At 49.8% G+C, this 18,278-nt stretch carries 15 protein-coding genes and 1 tRNA gene; 5 read left to right on the top strand and 11 right to left on the bottom strand.

Features of this window, described 5'->3' with window-relative positions; all coding sequences use genetic code 11:
• Positions 1 to 128: 128 nt before the first annotated feature.
• From AB9R92_RS14850 to AB9R92_RS14830, 5 genes are all read right to left on the bottom strand, one after another.
• The gene (locus tag AB9R92_RS14850; protein ID WP_370670228.1) at positions 129 to 1,208 is read right to left on the bottom strand and encodes an SDR family oxidoreductase; all 1,080 of its coding nucleotides are present in this window, start codon (positions 1,206 to 1,208) and stop codon (positions 129 to 131) included.
• A 101-nt stretch (positions 1,209 to 1,309) separates the two neighbouring features.
• Positions 1,310 to 4,396: an efflux RND transporter permease subunit gene (locus AB9R92_RS14845; protein ID WP_370670227.1), complete on the bottom strand. Its 3,087-nt coding sequence runs from the start codon at positions 4,394 to 4,396 to the stop codon at positions 1,310 to 1,312.
• Positions 4,397 to 4,590: 194 nt separating this feature from the next.
• On the bottom strand, positions 4,591 to 6,159 hold the full coding sequence (locus tag AB9R92_RS14840) for a peptide chain release factor 3 (protein WP_370670226.1): 1,569 nt from the start codon (positions 6,157 to 6,159) through the stop codon (positions 4,591 to 4,593).
• Positions 6,160 to 6,305: 146 nt separating this feature from the next.
• On the bottom strand, positions 6,306 to 7,769 hold the full coding sequence (locus tag AB9R92_RS14835; RefSeq protein ID WP_370670225.1) for a UDP-N-acetylmuramoyl-L-alanyl-D-glutamate--2,6-diaminopimelate ligase: 1,464 nt from the start codon (positions 7,767 to 7,769) through the stop codon (positions 6,306 to 6,308).
• A gap of 17 nt (positions 7,770 to 7,786) precedes the next feature.
• On the bottom strand, positions 7,787 to 8,836 hold the full coding sequence (locus AB9R92_RS14830) for a M42 family metallopeptidase (protein WP_370670224.1): 1,050 nt from the start codon (positions 8,834 to 8,836) through the stop codon (positions 7,787 to 7,789).
• Positions 8,837 to 8,939: 103 nt separating this feature from the next.
• Here AB9R92_RS14830 and AB9R92_RS14825 point away from each other — a divergent pair, with 103 nt between their 5' ends.
• Entirely contained in the window at positions 8,940 to 10,511 is a 1,572-nt protein-coding gene (locus AB9R92_RS14825; RefSeq protein WP_370670223.1) for an ATP-binding protein, read from the top strand.
• A 53-nt stretch (positions 10,512 to 10,564) separates the two neighbouring features.
• Here AB9R92_RS14825 and AB9R92_RS14820 read toward each other — a convergent pair whose 3' ends face one another.
• The 6 genes from AB9R92_RS14820 to AB9R92_RS14795 form a co-directional block, all read right to left on the bottom strand.
• Entirely contained in the window at positions 10,565 to 11,047 is a 483-nt protein-coding gene (locus tag AB9R92_RS14820; RefSeq protein WP_370670222.1) for a PepSY domain-containing protein, read from the bottom strand.
• A gap of 194 nt (positions 11,048 to 11,241) precedes the next feature.
• On the bottom strand, positions 11,242 to 11,958 hold the full coding sequence (locus AB9R92_RS14815) for a PepSY domain-containing protein (protein ID WP_370670221.1): 717 nt from the start codon (positions 11,956 to 11,958) through the stop codon (positions 11,242 to 11,244).
• A gap of 2 nt (positions 11,959 to 11,960) precedes the next feature.
• Positions 11,961 to 13,331, bottom strand: a complete 1,371-nt coding sequence (locus AB9R92_RS14810; RefSeq protein ID WP_370670220.1) for a sensor histidine kinase — start codon at positions 13,329 to 13,331, stop codon at positions 11,961 to 11,963.
• Complete coding sequence (locus AB9R92_RS14805; protein WP_370670219.1) at positions 13,315 to 14,010, bottom strand: response regulator transcription factor; 696 nt, start codon at positions 14,008 to 14,010, stop codon at positions 13,315 to 13,317. The genes AB9R92_RS14810 and AB9R92_RS14805 overlap by 17 nt, the downstream gene beginning before the upstream one ends.
• A 67-nt stretch (positions 14,011 to 14,077) precedes the next feature.
• Positions 14,078 to 15,466: an aldehyde dehydrogenase gene (locus AB9R92_RS14800; RefSeq protein ID WP_370670218.1), complete on the bottom strand. Its 1,389-nt coding sequence runs from the start codon at positions 15,464 to 15,466 to the stop codon at positions 14,078 to 14,080.
• Between the two features lie 20 nt (positions 15,467 to 15,486).
• Positions 15,487 to 16,407 (bottom strand): Gfo/Idh/MocA family protein, encoded by a 921-nt coding sequence (locus tag AB9R92_RS14795; RefSeq protein WP_370670217.1) that lies wholly within the window; start codon positions 16,405 to 16,407, stop codon positions 15,487 to 15,489.
• A gap of 98 nt (positions 16,408 to 16,505) precedes the next feature.
• Here AB9R92_RS14795 and AB9R92_RS14790 point away from each other — a divergent pair, with 98 nt between their 5' ends.
• The 4 genes from AB9R92_RS14790 to AB9R92_RS14775 all read left to right on the top strand — a co-directional run bounded on the left by AB9R92_RS14790 (position 16,506) and on the right by AB9R92_RS14775 (position 18,198).
• Complete coding sequence (locus AB9R92_RS14790) at positions 16,506 to 16,643, top strand: hypothetical protein (protein ID WP_167549935.1); 138 nt, start codon at positions 16,506 to 16,508, stop codon at positions 16,641 to 16,643.
• Between the two features lie 141 nt (positions 16,644 to 16,784).
• The gene (locus AB9R92_RS14785; protein ID WP_370670216.1) at positions 16,785 to 17,504 is read left to right on the top strand and encodes a thermonuclease family protein; all 720 of its coding nucleotides are present in this window, start codon (positions 16,785 to 16,787) and stop codon (positions 17,502 to 17,504) included.
• 16 nt (positions 17,505 to 17,520) lie between these two features.
• Positions 17,521 to 18,027, top strand: a complete 507-nt coding sequence (locus AB9R92_RS14780; protein ID WP_370670215.1) for a hypothetical protein — start codon at positions 17,521 to 17,523, stop codon at positions 18,025 to 18,027.
• Positions 18,028 to 18,125: 98 nt separating this feature from the next.
• Positions 18,126 to 18,198, top strand: a tRNA-Val gene (locus AB9R92_RS14775).
• Positions 18,199 to 18,278 lie beyond the last annotated feature (80 nt).

Raw genomic sequence — 18,278 nt, 5'->3', positions numbered from 1 at the left:
AACCGATGGCCAGAAGCCACGTCTTGACGACTGTGAAATAGGTTTCCCTATAGCTACTCCCCTTTGTCGAGAGTTTGTATTATTGTTCTGTAGATGTATTATAGCCCATGTGCCCGAAGTGTAAACATTTAGGCAATCGTTACGTGGTAATCTGGGTCTCTCTTATGTTCATTGTAAAACGCCACCATTGCCGGAATGGTTTCCAGGAAATCTGCTGGGCGAATACCGCTTCCTTCCAATAAGGACTGAGCGTTTCGCGTATCAAATTGCGCTTGCCAGTCCATATAATCCAAAGTCTCGGCTTCGACCCCGAGGTATTTCCGGATGGCCGGCATAGCCATCGATAAAGCGGCGAGCTTTTTGGGAATCCTTCCTTTTGAATATCGCCCGGTCATTTCATGAACCATTGCCCGGTACACTTCTTCCACAGGATGAGGATTGGGGTCAGTCAAATGGACCGTTGCAGACTCGGCCTTTTTAAGCTCGCTCAAATAAACGGAGGCATCCAAGATGTAATCGACAGGAACGACGTTAATGGCTGTATTCGAGCGCCCGATGTACGGGATGGCAGGCAAATGCTTCATCCGGTCGATCATATTCAAAAAGAAATAAGGCCCATCGAATTTAGAGGTTTCACCACTTGCGGAATGGCCCCTGACAATTCCCGGACGGATAATGGTCGTCGGCACTTCCTTTTTTAACTGTTCGACGAGGAGTTCTGCTTCAAATTTGGTTTCTTCATAATGATTTTTAAACGATTCCGGGCGGATGAGCTCACTTTCGAGCAACAGCCCCTCACGCGTTCCAGCGACATACGCCGTGCTGAAATACATATAGCGCTCAAGCCGATCGAGGGTTTTGACCAAATCATTGACGTTTTGAGTGCCTAGGATATTGACTTTTTCCGCAATATCCTTAGGTACTGCCAAATCATAGATTGCCGCCAAATGCCAAAAGACGAGTTGCTGGTTTTTCAGCCAGGCCAGGTCCTCACCTGAAAGGGCCAACCCTTGCACAGTGATGTCTCCAGCCATCAAACGGATCGGCCCACAGCCTGTTTGTTCTTCAATACTGATTGCCTGGTTTCGTGCTTTTTCCATTTCACTCGGCAGAACAATCGCGGCCAGGCCCCATCCTTTTCGGGTACAGGCTGCCATTAAACGCGTTGCGATAAACCCGGGAAACCCGGTAAACACCATCATCTTCATCCACTCACACCCCTTTTCTGTATTCTACTAAAAAATGGATGGGGGTGGAATAGAATTTTCAGATGAAAAAATCCTGTGCAGACTCATCTGCACAGGATTGATTATTTCTCGGCTTTTGCTGCTTTTCTCTTCTTGCTGTTCATGAAACGTGTTTCCCGGTCAAACAAGCTGTAGACGACCGGCACGACGTATAAGGATAGGAAAGTTGAACTGATCAGCCCGCCGATGACGGCAATTCCCATCGGCTGGTTGATTTCCGTGCCTTCCCCGATGCCGATGGCTAATGGCAAGAGGCCAAGAATCGTCGTTAAGGCCGTCATCAGGATTGGCCTTCTCCGGTCATGGACTGCCGTTACGATCGCTTCAAAGGAGCCCATTCCATCCGCTTTGCGCTGATTGATGTAATCGACGAGCACAATCCCGTTATTGACGACAATCCCGACAAGCACCAGCACGCCGATGACAGCGGTAATACTGATCGGTGTTTGTGTTACAAATAGAGCGATAGAGACCCCGATGACCATCAATGGCACTGTGAACATGATGACAAGCGGGTATTTGAATGATTCAAATTGTGCAGCCATGACGATGTAGACGAGAACAATCGCCAATACGACCGCAAGCAGCATATCGTCGATCGCATCCTCAAACAGCTCTCGGTCTCCTCCGAACGAGACTTCCGTCTGGTCCGACAGGTCAAGATCCGCTATGGCCGTGTCGACAGCTGTCGACATATCGCCCAAGGTCTGGCCGGACGGATATTGCAGTGTAAAGGATACGCTTTCCGCCTGGTCGACTCGGCTGATCGAAACAGGACCTTGTGCAATTTCGATGTCCGCCAGTTCCTGAAGCTCGACGAATGCACCGGATGGCGTGCGAAGCGTCAATTCGCGCAAGCTTTCCACACTGTTCCGCTGTTCTTCGTCATAGGAAACAAAGACGCTAAGCACGTCGTCCCGCTCATCGATGACTTGTGTAGCGAGCACGCCACGCGTGATGTTATTGACCGTCTGGGCAATTTGTGCCGGCACCAAATTATTTTCAGTCGACGCTTCCCTGTCGATTGTCATTTGGATTTCATCGATGGTCTCCTGACGGTCATTCGTCAATTCAACTACATTCGGCAGGTTCGATAACTCCTCATCGATTGAAGCGACCGCTTCATCAAGTCTCGGCTTATCTGTGTCGGTTACGGTAAAGCTTAGTGTATTCGGTGTAGAACCGGCAGCTGTCTGGAGATTGAAACTGACGAGTGCATCGTCGCCGATTTTCTCCAGCACTTGCGGCTGAACGTCATCCACGAATTCGAAGACTGACCGTTCGCGTTCATCCAGCGGCAATAATTTCACGTAAATTTCTGCCGTATTGGATTCCGCGTTGCCTTGTGCCTGTCCTTGTTGAGTCGTACCGATTAAGCTGACATACACATCAACGTCTTCTTCAGCTTGCAGCTCTTCTTCGATGCTCCGGACCACTTCATCCGTCGCGGACGTAGAAGAACCGTTTTCGAGTTCGACCGTGACACTGACAAACCCTTCATCCGTCGCCGGCAGGAATTCCGTACCCACTTGGGAAACGCCGAATGCGCCGATCCCGAGGAACAGCAATGCCGTCAAGAGTACGAGGATTCGGTGGCGCAGCGCCCATAGAACACTTTTTTCAAAGCGCTGGACGCCTTTGGAATCCGCTTTTACCGGTTTTGGTACGCCGTCTTTTTGGCCGAGCATCCTTGAAGCCATCATCGGAATGACGGTCAGGGCGACAGCAAGCGAAGCGATCAAGCTGAATGAAATCGTCAACGCAAATTCAAAGAAAATTTCCCCGATCAAGCCGGAAATGAAAATGACCGGCACGAATACAGCGATGGTCGTCAAAGTTGAAGCAGTGATAGCTCCGGCCACTTCACGCGAACCGTCGGATGCTGCTTTTTTCGGTTTTTTGCCCATCGCCAAATGCCGTTCGATGTTTTCGATGACGACAATGGCATTATCGACAAGCATCCCGATACCGAGCGCCAATGCACCGAGTGTCAAGATATTCAATGCGAAATCGGCAAAGAACATCAATACGAAGGTCACGATGACCGAGTACGGGATCGCGACACCGATGATGATCGGGCTTTTGATTCCGCGAAGGAAGAAGAACAACACGAGCATCGCGAAAATTCCGCCCAGTATCAAAGTTTGGCCGATATTGTTGATCGCCAGTTTGACGTAATCACCCTGGTCGAATAAGATATCGGCTTCTACTGACGAAAAGCGCTCTTCGGCAAGCAATTCATCAAGGCGTTCCTGGAATGCCGTCGAGACGTCCGCTGTATTGCCTCCAGACTCCTGCAGCACAGACAGCAAAACGGCAGGCTCTTCATTGGCACGCGTTTCGCTATTGGTCTCCCGTTCTGTCACCGCTACTTCAGCTACGTCGGCCACGGTGACATTGTCTCCGGACATCGGGTCGACCGTCACAATGAGATCTTCAATGTCTTCCACACTTTCCAAAGTGCTGACGATGCGCGTCGTTAAATTGCGGCCGTCTTCTGTTTCAATCGGGTCGCCTGGCAAGGAAATATTATTCGCTTGGATCAGCTGGACAATATCCGCCTGCTGCAAGCCACGCTCTTCCAATTGTGCCGGATCCAGCTTGATTGAAATGTCTTCAATCAACGAGCCCGAAACATTTACGCTCGCCACGCCGTCCGTCTGGCGCAGCTGCGTTTCCAATTCTTCTGCGACGACCCGCACATCCTGCTCTGCATCAGTCGCGCGCAGCGATAGTTGGATGATCGGGAATTGGGAAGGGTCGAACTTCAAAAAACGGGGATCGTTCGAGTCGTCAGGAATCGGCGTCTGGTCGATTCGCTGCGTGACTTCCGCCTGGACATCATCGATATCCGTGTCCCATCCGAACTCCAGCAGGATGAAATTGGATCCTTCCTGGCTGTTCGACTGAATTGATTCGATTCCAGGCAAAGTCGCCAAGCTCTCTTCCAGCGGTTTTGTCACTTTTTCGTTCACTTCTGTGGGGCTAGCCCCTGGATAGTTTGTGACCACGACCCCGATTGGTGGATTCAATTCCGGAATCAAGGTGACAGGTATGCGGAGAAATGACACTGCCCCTAAAATGATGACCAACAGCATCGTGACGATGGTCAGTACTGGTCGTTTGATGGAAAAATCGCTTAATTTCATCTGTTCAATCCCTCTCTATGCCTGGTCCCTTTATCATAAGAAAAATCGCCCCACACCGCAAACTTGAGGCCGTGTGTTCACAAGAACGCCATGTTTTTCCTGATGAGCTGAAAACCGGAAAAACTGCGGCGTACGATGTTCCAAGTGCAAAAAACAGCCTGCCGGAAAAGGCAGGCTGTTGAAGCTTCCACTTCCTATAGCAGGCTGTACAGGCGGATTTCCGGATTCTTATCTTGGAACCAACGTGTGGCAAAGTCATTTTCAAACAAGAACACCAAATTGTCATAGCGGTCTTTGACCAGCATCGAACGCCCGCTCGACATCGACTCTTTGACATCCTCTTCGTTCTCGATCCAGCGTGCAATTTTATTGCCGACTGGCTCCATTCTCACATCGACATTGTATTCGTTTTTCATGCGGTGTTCGAACACTTCAAATTGAAGTTGGCCGACCGCACCGAGAATGACTTCTTCGAGGTGCAAAGTTTTGTAATACTGGATCGCGCCTTCTTGGACGAGCTGCAGGATTCCTTTATGAAAATGCTTTTGCTTCATGACGTTTTTCGCCGTGACTTTCATGAACAGTTCCGGGGTGAATTGAGGCAAGGCTTCGAATTCGAACTTCTTGCCGCTCGTGATGGTATCGCCGATCTGGTAATTTCCGACGTCGTGCAGGCCGATAATATCGCCGGCAACCGCTTCGGATACCATTTCGCGGTCATCCGCCAAAAATTGGGTCGTTTGGGACAATTTGAACGATTTACCGGTTCTAGATAAGGTAACGTTCATGCCGCGGTCGAATTTCCCCGAGACGATTCGGACGAAAGCGATGCGGTCGCGGTGGGCTGGGTTCATATTGGCTTGGATCTTGAAGACAAATCCGGAAAACGGCGTTTCCACAGGATCGATGATGTCTTCTTCTTTCGTCAGGCGGGGCTGCGGCTGAGGCGCAAATTGCAAATACGTCTCCAGGAAGGTTTCCACACCGAAATTGGCAAGTGCAGAGCCGAAGAAGACCGGCGTCAATTCGCCTTTTTTCACTCGGTCGATGGAAAACTCATTTCCGGCTTCTTCCAACAACTCGATATCTTCAAGAGCTTGTGTATAATAGGAAGTTTTCGTCATTTCGTGCTCCCCGGCGAGGTGCCCGTTTTCGTCAAGATTCATGAAACGGTCTCCATCCGTGCGGAACGGCTCGATGCGCTTGTTATAACGATCGTAAATTCCCATGAATTCTTTCCCCATGCCGATCGGCCAGTTCATGGCATAGGATTGGATGCCAAGCACTTCTTCCAATTCTTCCATCAATTCAAGCGGCTCTTTTCCTTGGCGGTCCATTTTATTGATGAATGTAAAGATGGGAATGCCGCGCATTTTACAGACTTTGAATAATTTCACGGTCTGTGCTTCGATTCCTTTGGCGACATCGATGATCATGACGGCACTGTCAACCGCCATCAACGTACGGTATGTGTCTTCACTGAAATCCTGGTGCCCTGGGGTATCGAGGATGTTGACGCGATGTCCGGAATAATCGAATTGCATAACGGACGAAGTGACAGAAATGCCGCGCTGCTTCTCGATTTCCATCCAGTCGGATGTAGCGAACTTTCCGGTCTTTTTCCCTTTGACCGTCCCGGCATCGCGGATCGCGCCGCCGAACAGCAAGAGTTTCTCGGTTAAGGTTGTCTTCCCGGCATCCGGGTGAGAGATGATTGCGAAGGTTCTTCTGCTTTCAATTGCTTGTTGTAATTGGTCTGACATTGTATACGCTCCTTTAATTTCCTCTCTCTATCTTAGAGAAGGGATGTGCAAAAAACAAGAACTATCGCCTGAAGCTGTGGAAAGCGGCACCTTCAAAAACGCAAAAATGAACGGAGAAAAATGCATCGATTTTCCCCCGTTCCATTTTATGAGCCGAATTTACGCTGGGCTTCGTTTTCTGCTATTTCTTTGTCGCTATGCGGATATTTCGTATTTTCGATGATCTGGTAATCTTCATGGCCTTTACCGGCCAAAATGATGATATCGCCCGCTTCCGCTTGCTGCACAGCGTGGCGCACCGCTTGTTCGCGGTCGCCGATGCAGGCGTACCGGTCATGTTGCATGCCCGCTGCCAGGTCATTTAAAATGCTGTCATACGGTTCATAGCGCGGGTCGTCCGTCGTCAACACGACGTAATCCGCAGTCGAAGCTTTTTCCGCCATGATCGGGCGCTTCGTCTTGTCGCGGTTGCCTCCTGTGCCGACCAAGAAAATAAGGCGGCCGGTCTTGAAATCTTCGACAGCAGCAATGGCTTTTTCAATCGCATCCGGTGTATGGGCATAATCGATGAACACCGATATCGGTGCATTGATTTCCGCTTTTTGCATGCGGCCTTCGACAGGCGAAATGGCTTCAAGGGCAGCGATTACCTGGTCAATCGGGTGTCCTTCTGCAGACAAGGCGGCAATGGCAGCCAGTGCATTATAGACATTGAAATGCCCGAGCAGTTTCATGGCGACCGGAAACTCGCCTTGTGGGCACATCAGCGTAAACGATGTGCCTTTCGCTTCCAGCTGGATATTGGCTGCACGGAACATCGCTTCGTTCTCCAAGCCGTAGGTGTAGACAGGAAAAGGCGTCATGGCCGCGAATTTTTCGGACCATTCATCATCTGCATTCAATACCGCCCGCTTGTTCTGTGTTAAATCCTGGCCAAGCTGCGAGAACAACAGCCCTTTGGCGTGGCCGTATTCTTCCATTGTCCCGTGGAAATCAAGATGATCATGCGTCAAGTTCGTGAAAATCGCAGTGTCGAATTCAACACCGGCCAAGCGGCCCAACACAAGGCCGTGGGAAGAAACTTCCATCGTCATATGGGAGCTTCCGGCATCCAAGGCGCGGCTGATCATTTGCTGGGTGGTCAGTGCATCGCTCGTCGTATTCGCCGACGGATGCACCTGCCCGTTCAAATTAAACCCGATCGTGCCGGTCAAAGCGGAAGTTTTCCCGAGCTCCATGAGCATCGCGTGAAGCATGCCAGCCACACTGGTTTTTCCGTTGGTTCCCGTCACGCCGATCATGTTCATTTTCTTGGAAGGATGGCCATAAAAACGCGCCGCCAACAGGCCGAGCGCACGGCTTGTATCGGCTACCGTGACGACCGCTGCGCCTTCTATAGCCAGCGGTTTTTCCGCCAATATGACCGCAGCCCCTTGCTTCACTGCTTGTTCGGCGAAATCATGTCCGTCGACAGTGTACCCTTTAATGCAGACAAAAAGAGAGCCTTGCACAATCTCTCTGGAATCCATTGTCATATGGGGAATGGATTGTGGCAATTCCCCTTTTATGGATGAAATTGGAATTTTTAAAAATAGTTGCTTGCTGTCCATCTGAAATCCTCCTAATATTATGAGCCGAGCGGTGAGTTGATATACGCATGAAGAAGCGCTGCCGTCGCTTTTAATGAGTCGGTATGCGTTCGCTCATACGCATGGGACGCTTCGATTCCAGGGCCGAACAAGGCGTGTTTCACATCTGCGCCTGCCCCGATCGCTGCAGAAGCATCGGATCCATAATACGGATAAATATCCACTTTGTAATCGATGTCCTGTTCTTTTGCCAATGCGATTAATTGGCGTGTCAGCCCATAATGGTAAGGCCCACTTGAATCTTTTGCGCAAATGGAAACCGTGAATTCATCGGAAGCCTGCCCATCTCCGATCGCCCCCATGTCAACGGCAATGTATTCTTCTGTCTCAACGGGAATATTGGAATTGCCGCCATAGCCGATTTCTTCATTATTGGAGATGTAGAAATGGGTTGTCTGGGGCAAAGCTTCGCTGTTTGCCGCTTGCTTTGCCAGTTCCAGCAGCAGTGCCGTGCTCGCTTTATCATCCAAGTGCCGCGATTTGATAAATCCGCTTTCCGTTTTGGTGAAGCGCGGGTCGAATGAGACGAAATCGCCCACTTCGATGCCGTGCTCGCGCACGTCATCTGCGGAATTGCATTTGATATCCAAGCGCACTTCCATATTGTCAGCCGAACGCTCCACTGTCCCGGACTCGCGGTACACATGGACAGTCGTCTGATGAAGCAGGATTGTGCCGGTGATGGTTTCACCGCTCGCTGTATGGATCAGGCAATTCTCGCCTTCGATGGCATTGAATTTGAATCCGCCGACAAGCGATAGCTTCAAACGCCCTGAAGGTTTAATTTCCTTCACCATGGCGCCGAGCGTATCGACATGTGCCGTAAGCAAGCGGTGGCGCTGGTCGTCCTGCCCTTTGATAGTGGCAATGACGCCGCCTTTATTGCTGATTATGTATGGAATGGTTTCCTGGTCAAAGAAATCCGTGACGAAATCCATCACTTGCATCGTGTAGCCGGAAGGACTCGGAATTTTCACCAGTTTCTCCAGCGTGCTGATTGTTTCTTGTTCTTTCCAGTTAAAAGCCAATTTAATCACTCCCTGATTTTTTAATCATATCAAAAACTGCCATTTTCGCACAGTCCCGACTATAGTAAGATGAATAAGACTCTTAGCATGAAGAGGTGCAATTATGGAACGCTCACTGACAACCCTTAAGCGCAATCAATTATTTATCCATCTGTTCGGCTTTGGCAGTCTTGCCCATTTGGTGCTGAATTATTTTGTCGACTTCAACGCTTCCATTATAGCGCCGATCTTTGGCATGCTCGCCTACTCGGTGCTATTCACTCTACTATATACGAAATTGCCCCCCTCACGGTTGCGTTTTGCCATATTGTTTGCGTTAAATGCCTATATTTTAATTCTGCAATTCGAATCGCTGTCGTTTGTCACGGCCATTTACTTCATCATTCCGATCGTTGCGGCCTCCCTTTATAACGATACCCGGTCCATCATCGCACTGTCGCTCCTGACCATTATCGAAGTGGCTCTTTTGACATTTGCCTTCGGGCGTTTTCAAACGAGCGGTTCATTGGAGTATATCCATGTTTCGATGGTCATGTTTTTCAGCCTTGTAATGCTATTGACAATTTTACATAGCTTTTATTTCAGCAATTATTGGCGGCAACTGGAATTGCGCAATGCGTCGATGGAAAAAGCGCTCACTTCAAAAGAAGGCTACCTCGACTTGTTCTTCCAAGCAGCCAAAGACGCAATCGCTGTATTTGATTTCGAAGGGCGCATTATTGCGATCAATCCCGCTTTTGTAAAGTTATACGGCTGGACGGCGGAAGAATGCCTCGGAAAAGTGATTGCGCTTTATCCGCCGGAACATGCAGAAGCCGCGGAATTGCGTGCCGAACAAGTCCGGCAAGGCGAAAGTTTCACGCTCGAAACGGAGGATGTCAAAAAAGACGGCACGCGTTTTCCGGCGCAAATTACGCTGTCGCCGATTTTCGATTCACAAGGGCAGGTCATCGCGACATCGGTCATTTCCCGCGATATCAGCTACCGCAAAGAAACCGAACGGATGCTTTTGCAAACTGAAAAACTGAAGATGGCGGGTGAAATTGCCGCTGGGGTGGCACATGAAATCCGCAACCCGATGACGGTCATTTCCGGCTTTGTCCAAATGATGCATAACGACCCAAACCACCGTTACCCGAGCTACACCTCCTTGATGCAATCGGAACTCGACCGCATCAATTTGATCATCAGTGAATTCTTGATCCTTGCGAAACCGCAAGCGCCTCAAAAGAAACAACTCGATATCGGGAAAATTCTCGATGAATGCATTTTCCTGTTCGGCCCGGAATTTGTACTCCACGATATTTCGGCTAAAGCGGAAGTGCCAGGCCCGTTTATCGCGGAAGGTGAAGAGCATCATTTAAAGCAAGTGTTTATTAACTTATTAAAGAACGCAATCGAAGCGATGGAAGACGGCGGCACCTTGAGAATAATTGCCATACGCGAAGAGGAAAAGCTGAAGATTTACTTTAAAGACAACGGCCCTGGCATTCCGCCTCAACTGGCGGAACGTGTATTTGAGCCGTTCTATACGACAAAAGCGACAGGAACCGGCCTCGGCTTATTGATTTCCCAGAAAATCACACAAGAACATGGAGGCAGCTTGGCGATCGGCAGCACGGAAGAAAAAGGTGCCTGTGTCATCGTCACGTTGCCGCTATTGCCGGAACAATAAAACACCAAAAACCTCCCGCCCTTAAAGTCAGGCGGGAGGTTTTTGGGTTCACATCAATCATCGTCGAGGTCGTCTTCATCATCATCATCATCGTTGTCATCGTCATGGTCGTCGTCATCGTCATCGTCATCGGATTCTACTGACACCACAGTCCCATCCGCTGCATCTACAATGACATCGTAATCGATTTTTCCATCTTCAAGCTCCACTTCGTAATACACCCAGCCGTCGTCGCTCTCACGTTCGATATCCTCTACTTTTCCTGGAGCTGCGTTTTGTGCTGCTTCGATCGCTTGCTGTTTTCCGATGAACTGCTGGCTATTTCTCCCGGCTTGCTCAGGGTCGCTTGCTTCTGCCGTCGTAGCGCCAGCTGCTGATTGCCCGTTCGAGTTGTCCGCTCCTACATCTTTGATTAGCTGTTCACTTTGGATATTTTGCGTTCCTAACTTCTCACTTGCGTCATTGGAATCTGCCAAAACAATTCCGCCAAATGCCAAAATCCCTGCCGCTGCTGAAATGTAGATGATTTTTTTCACTTTAATCTCCTCCTGTTCTGTTGTTACTTTGAATATAGCCACCGGAGCTTAAGCTGCGCTTAAACAAAGATGAGAAATTCATGAGAACAAGCGGATTCGCCATCACGCATACAAAAAAGCCGCTTTCGGATCACTATCACAACCGGTCATCAATCGGTCATGCCAGCCCGAAAACGGCTCTCCCACAATTCTTTTCAATCATCCCATTCCACTGTCATCGTCTCTCCGCGGATGGCGTGGATTTGAATGGTCGCTTCCCGATCGGATGCGTCATCATCCATTTCAACTAAATAATAGCCGCCGTCTGTTGTTTGGACGAATTCGACTTCATCGACTGTCCCATCCAAAGTCTCTTTGGCGATAGCGATTGCTCCATCTTGGCTGATGATGCGTTCCGGTTCTTGTTGCGTGGGCACTGAATCCGGTTCGGGCTCAGCCGGGGTTTCCAGCGTTTCTGTTTGGACATCCATTACTTCTCCGGTCTCTGCGGAAATGAACAAGGTTTTCCGTTCCGTCTCACCGTGGATTTCAACTTCGTAACGATTATCCGATTCTATATATTGGATTTCTTTTATTTCACCTGGCTCCGCTGCTGAGGCTGCATCGCTCGCCTGTTCTTCAGAAAGCACTTTTGCCGGGCCCATTTTTTCCAGCAATTCAAGCGACTCGACCCGCCCATCGGCACGGTTGATCGCCGCTAAATATGTTCCATCGTCTCTTTTGAATTCGAACTGGTAAAATCCTTCTGTTTCAGTTGCATTTTCAATCGCACCGCCGTAAAGCTGTTCAATCGTTTGAGTCGCTTCATCCAACGTCACGGAATCAGCCGCCGTTCTTGGAAACAGGGAAAAAGCCAGTGCCGCGGCGGAAAATACAATAATGACTATTCCGATAGCCCACCATTTTCGCATGATCATCCCTCCTGCCCTGATTGTAACTCCACAACATTAAAATTCTCTGAGAAAACGACCGTTACCGTCGTCCCCAATTGTTCAATGCTGTCGATTTCGAGACGCAGGTGAAGTGAATCAGCCAATTCCTTGGCAAGGGAAAGGCCAAGCCCAAATCCGCCGGTCTCGCGGCTTCTCGCTTTGTCGACGCGGTAAAAACGTTCAAACACATGCGGCAGCGAATCTTTCGGGATGCCGACGCCGTAATCGCGGATTTTGATATATACCGCACCGTCCTTGCCGGCTTCCATATCAATATTGTCTTCGCTATACTTGCGGGCATTGTCCAGCAGAATATAAAGCAATTGCTTGAGTTGCTGGACATCGGTTTCGACAATCAGCGGCTGTTCGGCTTGCAGGTGGAACTCCCTGTCGTAGGAGGCGTTCATTGCCGTCATGACTTGGCGGAGCACCGGTTCCAGGTCGATTTTTTGCCAATCCATTTGGGCATGGCTGCGCCTTGCGATATGCAATAATTGTTCAATCAATTGGCGCATTCGTTCCGTTTCGTTGCGTATCGCCTTCAAGGCTTCTCCCTGCAGTGCCGGATCCTGTGAACCTCTGCGCTGCAATAAATCGGCATAGCTTGAAATGACCGTCAGCGGCGTTTTCAGTTCATGGGAGGCGTTCGAAACAAATTCTTCCTGCTTGCGGTAGTTTTCCTCCAATAAACCGATCATTTCGTTAAAAGTGATGCCCATTTGGCTCAATTCATCCCGCGATTCTCCGGCGACGGGGAGCTTTTCGAAAGAGCCGTCGCGCTGGATGCGCCGCATTGTTCCGGTAAGCCCTTCGATCGGCCGGGTCAAGACACGGCCAAGCAATGCACTCGATAGGAAAATCGGGATCATTGAAAGCAAAGTGACAGAAATAAGCACCAGCCGTAAAGTCGAAAGGTTTGCTGCCACTTCCCTGAGGGATTGGGCAACAATCAATTCCACCACTTCACCACCGGGCCAGATCACAGGCGCGGCAACGTATGCGAATTGCTCTCCGTCAACGGCCATTCTTCCCGAATTCCCTTCCACATCATTCGGAAATTGAACACTAACAGATGGATCTTGGATGATTGTGTCCAGCAAACCGCTGCTTTGGTTCTTCTCTTTGATCAATCCATCCACCGGCACGTAAGCGCGCAGGATATTATCCGGCGATTCTTCCGTACTGTTGGCATTGAATGTCGCCACCATCACTTCCACTTCGGATTCCAGCCGTTCGACTTCGGTTTCATACGCCAGGCTGCTGAAGGAATAGTAAATGACCACAGCCAGCACCACTAGCACGAAGAACATCAATAAGGTCGAGGACAGATGGATTTTATGCTTGAGTTTCATGCGGCTGCTCCTTCAAGACGTAGCCGACGCCGCGAACCGTTTGCAAATAAGTGGCATCTTCGCCGAAATCGATCTTCTTGCGCAAATAGCGGATATAGACATCGATGACATTCGTGTCGCCGTAATAATCGTAGCCCCACACCGCATTCAGCAATTGTTCGCGGCCCAGCACTTGTTTCGGGTGGCGCATCAGATACAGTAGCAGATCGAATTCACGTGGCGTCAACTCGATTTGCCGTCCCGCTCTTTCGACTTCTCTCGTGCTTTCATTGAGTGTAAGTTCCTCAAAACGGTGTAAATTTTCATCAGCTGGATTTTTCACCCTTAAGTTGGCGCGGATTCTGGCAAGCAGCTCCTCGATTTCAAACGGTTTCGTCACATAGTCATTGGCTCCAAGGTCAAGCCCCGCCACTTTATCTTTAACATCGTTTTTAGCGGTCAGCAAAATGACCGGCAATGTGGCATCAGATGCACGGATTCGTTTCAGGATATCGAGCCCATGGATTTCAGGCAGCATCAAATCGAGCAGCACCAGATCCCATTTCTGTTCCCTGAAATGAATCAAAGCTTCTGAACCCGTCAAAGCAACCGCCGTATCATAACCTTCGAATTTCAGTTCCAGCTCCAAGACGCGGGCGATGCTTTTTTCATCTTCCACAATCAATATGCGCTCCGTCATCTGCGTGCCCCCTTTTTTCTTAATCATAGCAGGTTCAAAAAGAAAAAAGCGACCTAAAGGCCGCTTTCTACTTCAATACTGTCCGAATCCATTTCGCCCGGTTTTTATAAGGGGGATACGTCAGATTGGTCGACAATTTCGTGGACTTCTTGACGATCGATTTAGCATGCGTAAAGGTTTCAAAACTCGCTTTGCCATGGTAAGAATTCATGCCGGATGGCCCGACACCTCCAAATGGCAAGTAATGGCTGCCGACATGAGAGACGGTATCGTTGATGCAGCCGCCTCCGAATGGCAATTGATCCAGGAAGAACCGCACGGCCCGGTCGTTCTCGGAAAACAGATAGGCAGCAAGCGGCTTCGGCAAACGCCGGATGTCCCGCAGCAATTGCGGCAAATCGTTATAAGTGATGACCGGCAAGACCGGCCCGAACAATTCATCTTCCATCGATGGGCTGTCCCATTGTATGCCATCGAGCAAGGTCGGCTCGATATAACGGTCGGCGCGGTCGGTGTCGCCGCCGTAAACGATATGGTCCCGCTCTTTTTCAATGATTTGCGCCAGCCGGTCATGGTGTTTTTCGTTGACGATGCGGCCATAATCAGGGCTGTCCTGGGCATTATCGCCGTAAAAATTACGGATGGTCTGGATGAAAATTTTCATGAAAGATTCTTTCACCGACTCATGGACGCAAATATAATCCGGCGCTACGCAAGTTTGCCCGGTATTCATGAATTTGCCCCAGGCAATGCGTTTTGCCGCAAGTTCCAGGTTGGCCGTCTGGTCGACGATCGCCGGGCTTTTGCCGCCGAGTTCCAAAGTAATCGGGGTCAGCCGCTCGGATGCCGCTTTCATGACCACTTTCCCGACCGGCACGCTGCCGGTAAAGAAAATATAATCAAACGAGGCATGGATCAGTGCCGTCACTTCCTCGCGCTCCCCTTCGACCACTCTCACGTAATGCGGCTGGAAGCTACCTTCCAAAACGGCGCGGATGACGCGTGCGACGTTCGGTGTCGCCTCGGAAGGTTTGACGATGGCGCAATTGCCTGAAGCCAAGGCGCCGATGAGCGGTTCCATCACCAATTGGAACGGGTAATTGAACGGGCCGATGACTAGCACCGAGCCATAGGGTTCACGGATGATGAAACTTTTTGCCGGCTGCAGGTGGATCGGCGTTTTTACTTGCTCAGGCTTCATCCAATCTTCAAGATGTTTCGTCATATAGCCAATGCTATCGAGCACAAAACCCACTTCCGTGGCATATCCCTCAAACTCGCTTTTTCCAAGATCTAATTGCAAGGCTTCGATAATATCGCCTTCATGTGCTTGGATCGCCGATTTCAGGCGTTGCAGCTGCGCAATGCGGAAATCCGCCGATTTGGTCACGCCTGTAAAATAATAGCCTCGTTGATCGGCTATCATGTCCTCTACTTCATTGGCTGTAAAATTCACTGTAAAAAACCTCCTATGGGTCATCGCAATAATTGGTCGATATAACGCTGAACGACTAGTCCTTCGTCAAAGCCGACGAGGAACGTCGATTGCTCTTTCATTTCATCGAATAGGGAAGGCACTGATTTTTCGGTTTGTACTTCTATACGTGTTTCCCCCCGTTCTTCCCGGTACAAACGCGACCAGTTTTCAAGCGTCAGCACTCCGTCTTCGCCGTAAACTTTAAATTGCAGCAACTCGTCCTGCCCTATATCGCTCATGCCCGACAGTAAAAACGGCGAACCTTGCTGTGTCTTGCCGTGGGCGATGATGCCGGTTTCACATTTTTCAACGTCTTCCGGAAAATCCACTTGGTGCGCGGAAATGTCCAATGTGCCGAACAGGCGATGCATTAGCTGCAAATAATGAGGAAAGACTTCCCGCACAAATCCTCCCTGGTCCCTGGTGGCAATCCACGGATTTTGCTGCCACGCCCGCGGCCACTCCGGAAATACCGTATGCAATTCGATGCGGCGGACTTTTCCGATGTCTCCGCTCTTGATGCGCATCGCCATGTCGCGGACAATCGGCGAATACATTAACGGAAAATGCATGGCGGTATGGATCCGGTTGTTCGTCGCCGACTCCGCCATCGCCTGTGCTGCCTGTGCGTCATGGGCAAGCGGCTTTTCGCATAATACATGCAAGCCCCTTCTCGCCGCAGTTTCCGCAAGCTCGGCATGGCTGTTCGGAGGCGTGCCGATGTATACCCAGTCGATGTCGGCTTGGAACAGCTCATCCAAGGAATCGGTGACGGCTACCCCATATTGCTTTTCGATATAGTTCAGCCGGTTGCTGTCCGTGTCATAAACCGCTTCGACCTGTGCGGCATCGTCTTGCTGGATTTGCTTGATGATGCGCTCGCCGACAATTCCAGCACCAATAATTCCAATCGCTATCAAAACCATCGCCCCTTTTTTCGTTTCATTGTTTATAAGTGTAACCTTCCGGGGTATAGAATAGTCAAACAATTACATTCGGAAGAATAGGAGGAAACATCATGAACGAACAGAAAAACTGGTGGGAACCAATATTTACGGGAACATTGGAAATGGGCGTCGACAAAGAAAAGCTGGAAACAATCAACGAAGACAGCCTATTGTACTTCGGTGAAACCACGAGCACGCTGGAACAATGAAGATGTCCAACCATTTCGCAAGTACATAGCAGCGCTTGATCCGGAATAATGCGGAGCAAGCGCTTTTTTATGGAATCCGGGCCGTTCATTGTCGCCTGCTATTGTTTTCGCTATAATTCGAAATAGAAAGCAGGGATTTTCATGAAACCATTCATCCTATTATTGATCAGCCTGCTATTGTTGTCAGGGTGCACTTGGCCTGGCACCACCGATACGGGCGGCACTACCGGCAGGACGGCGGTTGAAGTCACCGAGATCATCGACGGGGACACGGTGAAAATCATTTATGACGGAAAAGAAACCACGGTTCGTTATTTGTTGATCGATACGCCCGAAACGAATCACCCGAGATTCGGCGAGCAGCCGCTGGGGCCTGAAGCGACAGATCGCAACCGCGAATTGATCGAACAAGCACAGCAAGTCGAGATTGAATTCGATGTCGGCGACCGTTTCGACGACTACGACCGGCTGCTGGCGTATTTGTACGCTGACGGGGAAAGCATACAGGAACAATTGCTGTTAGAAGGCTTCGGTCGCGTCGCCTATATCTTCCCGCCGAATACCCGCTATGTCGATGAATTCCGCGACGCCGAGTCTGAAGCAAAAAATGAAGAAATCGGTATATGGGAATACGAAAACTATTCGACGGACCGCGGATTCAATGCAGATGCCTACGGGCAAACCGAAGCAGATAATACCGATGCCGCTGATGACTGCCGCATCAAAGGCAATATCAACCGGAGCGGCAATAAAATTTATCACATGCCCGGCTCCCCTTCCTATGAAGAGACCAATCCCGAGCAATGGTTCTGCACAGAACAGCAAGCCAGAGACGCTGGTTTCCGCAGTTCCGGTCAGTAATAAGAGGAGGAATACGATGCAATTGCTTGTCCTGCGCCTTGATTACCGAAGCTCTACAACGATCGAGAATCTTCAAAGGCAGCTTCGCCAGCCGAATTCCAAACTGGCGTTGCAATTGCCGCATATCCCGTTGCTAGCATATGAAAATACCGCCCCGCTTCAATTGAAGGCAGCACTAGAACCGATTGCCAAAAAAGTCCAGGCCCCTTCTTTTCGTGCCAGTGATATCGGGTTTTCCAAAGACGGTGCGCAATTTTATGTGCAGGTCCACCCGACTGAAGCACTCGACGAACTTTACAGCTCGATGAAATTGGCGGGACACGGATTTTCCAAAGGTGCAGAAGTGCGTTGGCAGCCGCATATTCCCCTCATCGGCAATATCCCCCCTCCGTTTTGGGGCCCATTGTTTGCAAGGCTGGCACTCGAGTTCGATCCGCTGGACGCAACAGGCGCTGCGTTGGAATGCTGGTCTGTGATCGGCAATCGCACGACAATCGAATGGAGCATTTTCTTGGACAGTTAAGAAGTGAATGCGGTTTTTAAAAAGCGAAAAGTTTTTTCACAAAAACTATTGTCTTTTTCCAAAATGGCATATATAATAATAAATGTCCTTGAGATTGCGATTCCTTAGCTCAGCTGGGAGAGCGCTACCTTGACAGGGTAGAGGTCGCTGGTTCGAGCCCAGTAGGAATCATCATAAGCATGCTACGCGCTGCCAAAAACACCAACCGGTTTTCCGGTTGGTGTTTTCAGAGTTTTAAATAAGTCCACTAA

Source organism: Planococcus sp. SSTMD024 (assembly GCF_041320495.1).
In the GTDB taxonomy this organism is placed as follows: domain Bacteria; phylum Bacillota; class Bacilli; order Bacillales_A; family Planococcaceae; genus Planococcus.
This window is presented reverse-complemented; position numbering and strand designations above follow the sequence as displayed.

Excerpts from the sequence above, each read along its gene's own strand:
- AB9R92_RS14815 (WP_370670221.1), bottom strand. The coding sequence starts at position 11,958 with ATGCGAAAATGGTGGGCTATCGGAATAGTCATTATTGTATTTTCCGCC.
- AB9R92_RS14840 (WP_370670226.1), bottom strand. The coding sequence starts at position 6,159 with ATGTCAGACCAATTACAACAAGCAATTGAAAGCAGAAGAACCTTCGCA.
- AB9R92_RS14845 (WP_370670227.1), bottom strand. The coding sequence starts at position 4,396 with ATGAAATTAAGCGATTTTTCCATCAAACGACCAGTACTGACCATCGTC.
- AB9R92_RS14835 (WP_370670225.1), bottom strand. The coding sequence starts at position 7,769 with ATGGACAGCAAGCAACTATTTTTAAAAATTCCAATTTCATCCATAAAA.
- AB9R92_RS14850 (WP_370670228.1), bottom strand. The coding sequence starts at position 1,208 with ATGAAGATGATGGTGTTTACCGGGTTTCCCGGGTTTATCGCAACGCGT.
- AB9R92_RS14790 (WP_167549935.1), top strand. The coding sequence starts at position 16,506 with ATGAACGAACAGAAAAACTGGTGGGAACCAATATTTACGGGAACATTG.
- AB9R92_RS14780 (WP_370670215.1), top strand. The coding sequence starts at position 17,521 with ATGCAATTGCTTGTCCTGCGCCTTGATTACCGAAGCTCTACAACGATC.
- AB9R92_RS14785 (WP_370670216.1), top strand. The coding sequence starts at position 16,785 with ATGAAACCATTCATCCTATTATTGATCAGCCTGCTATTGTTGTCAGGG.
- AB9R92_RS14825 (WP_370670223.1), top strand. The coding sequence starts at position 8,940 with ATGGAACGCTCACTGACAACCCTTAAGCGCAATCAATTATTTATCCAT.
- AB9R92_RS14805 (WP_370670219.1), bottom strand. The coding sequence starts at position 14,010 with ATGACGGAGCGCATATTGATTGTGGAAGATGAAAAAAGCATCGCCCGC.
- AB9R92_RS14810 (WP_370670220.1), bottom strand. The coding sequence starts at position 13,331 with ATGAAACTCAAGCATAAAATCCATCTGTCCTCGACCTTATTGATGTTC.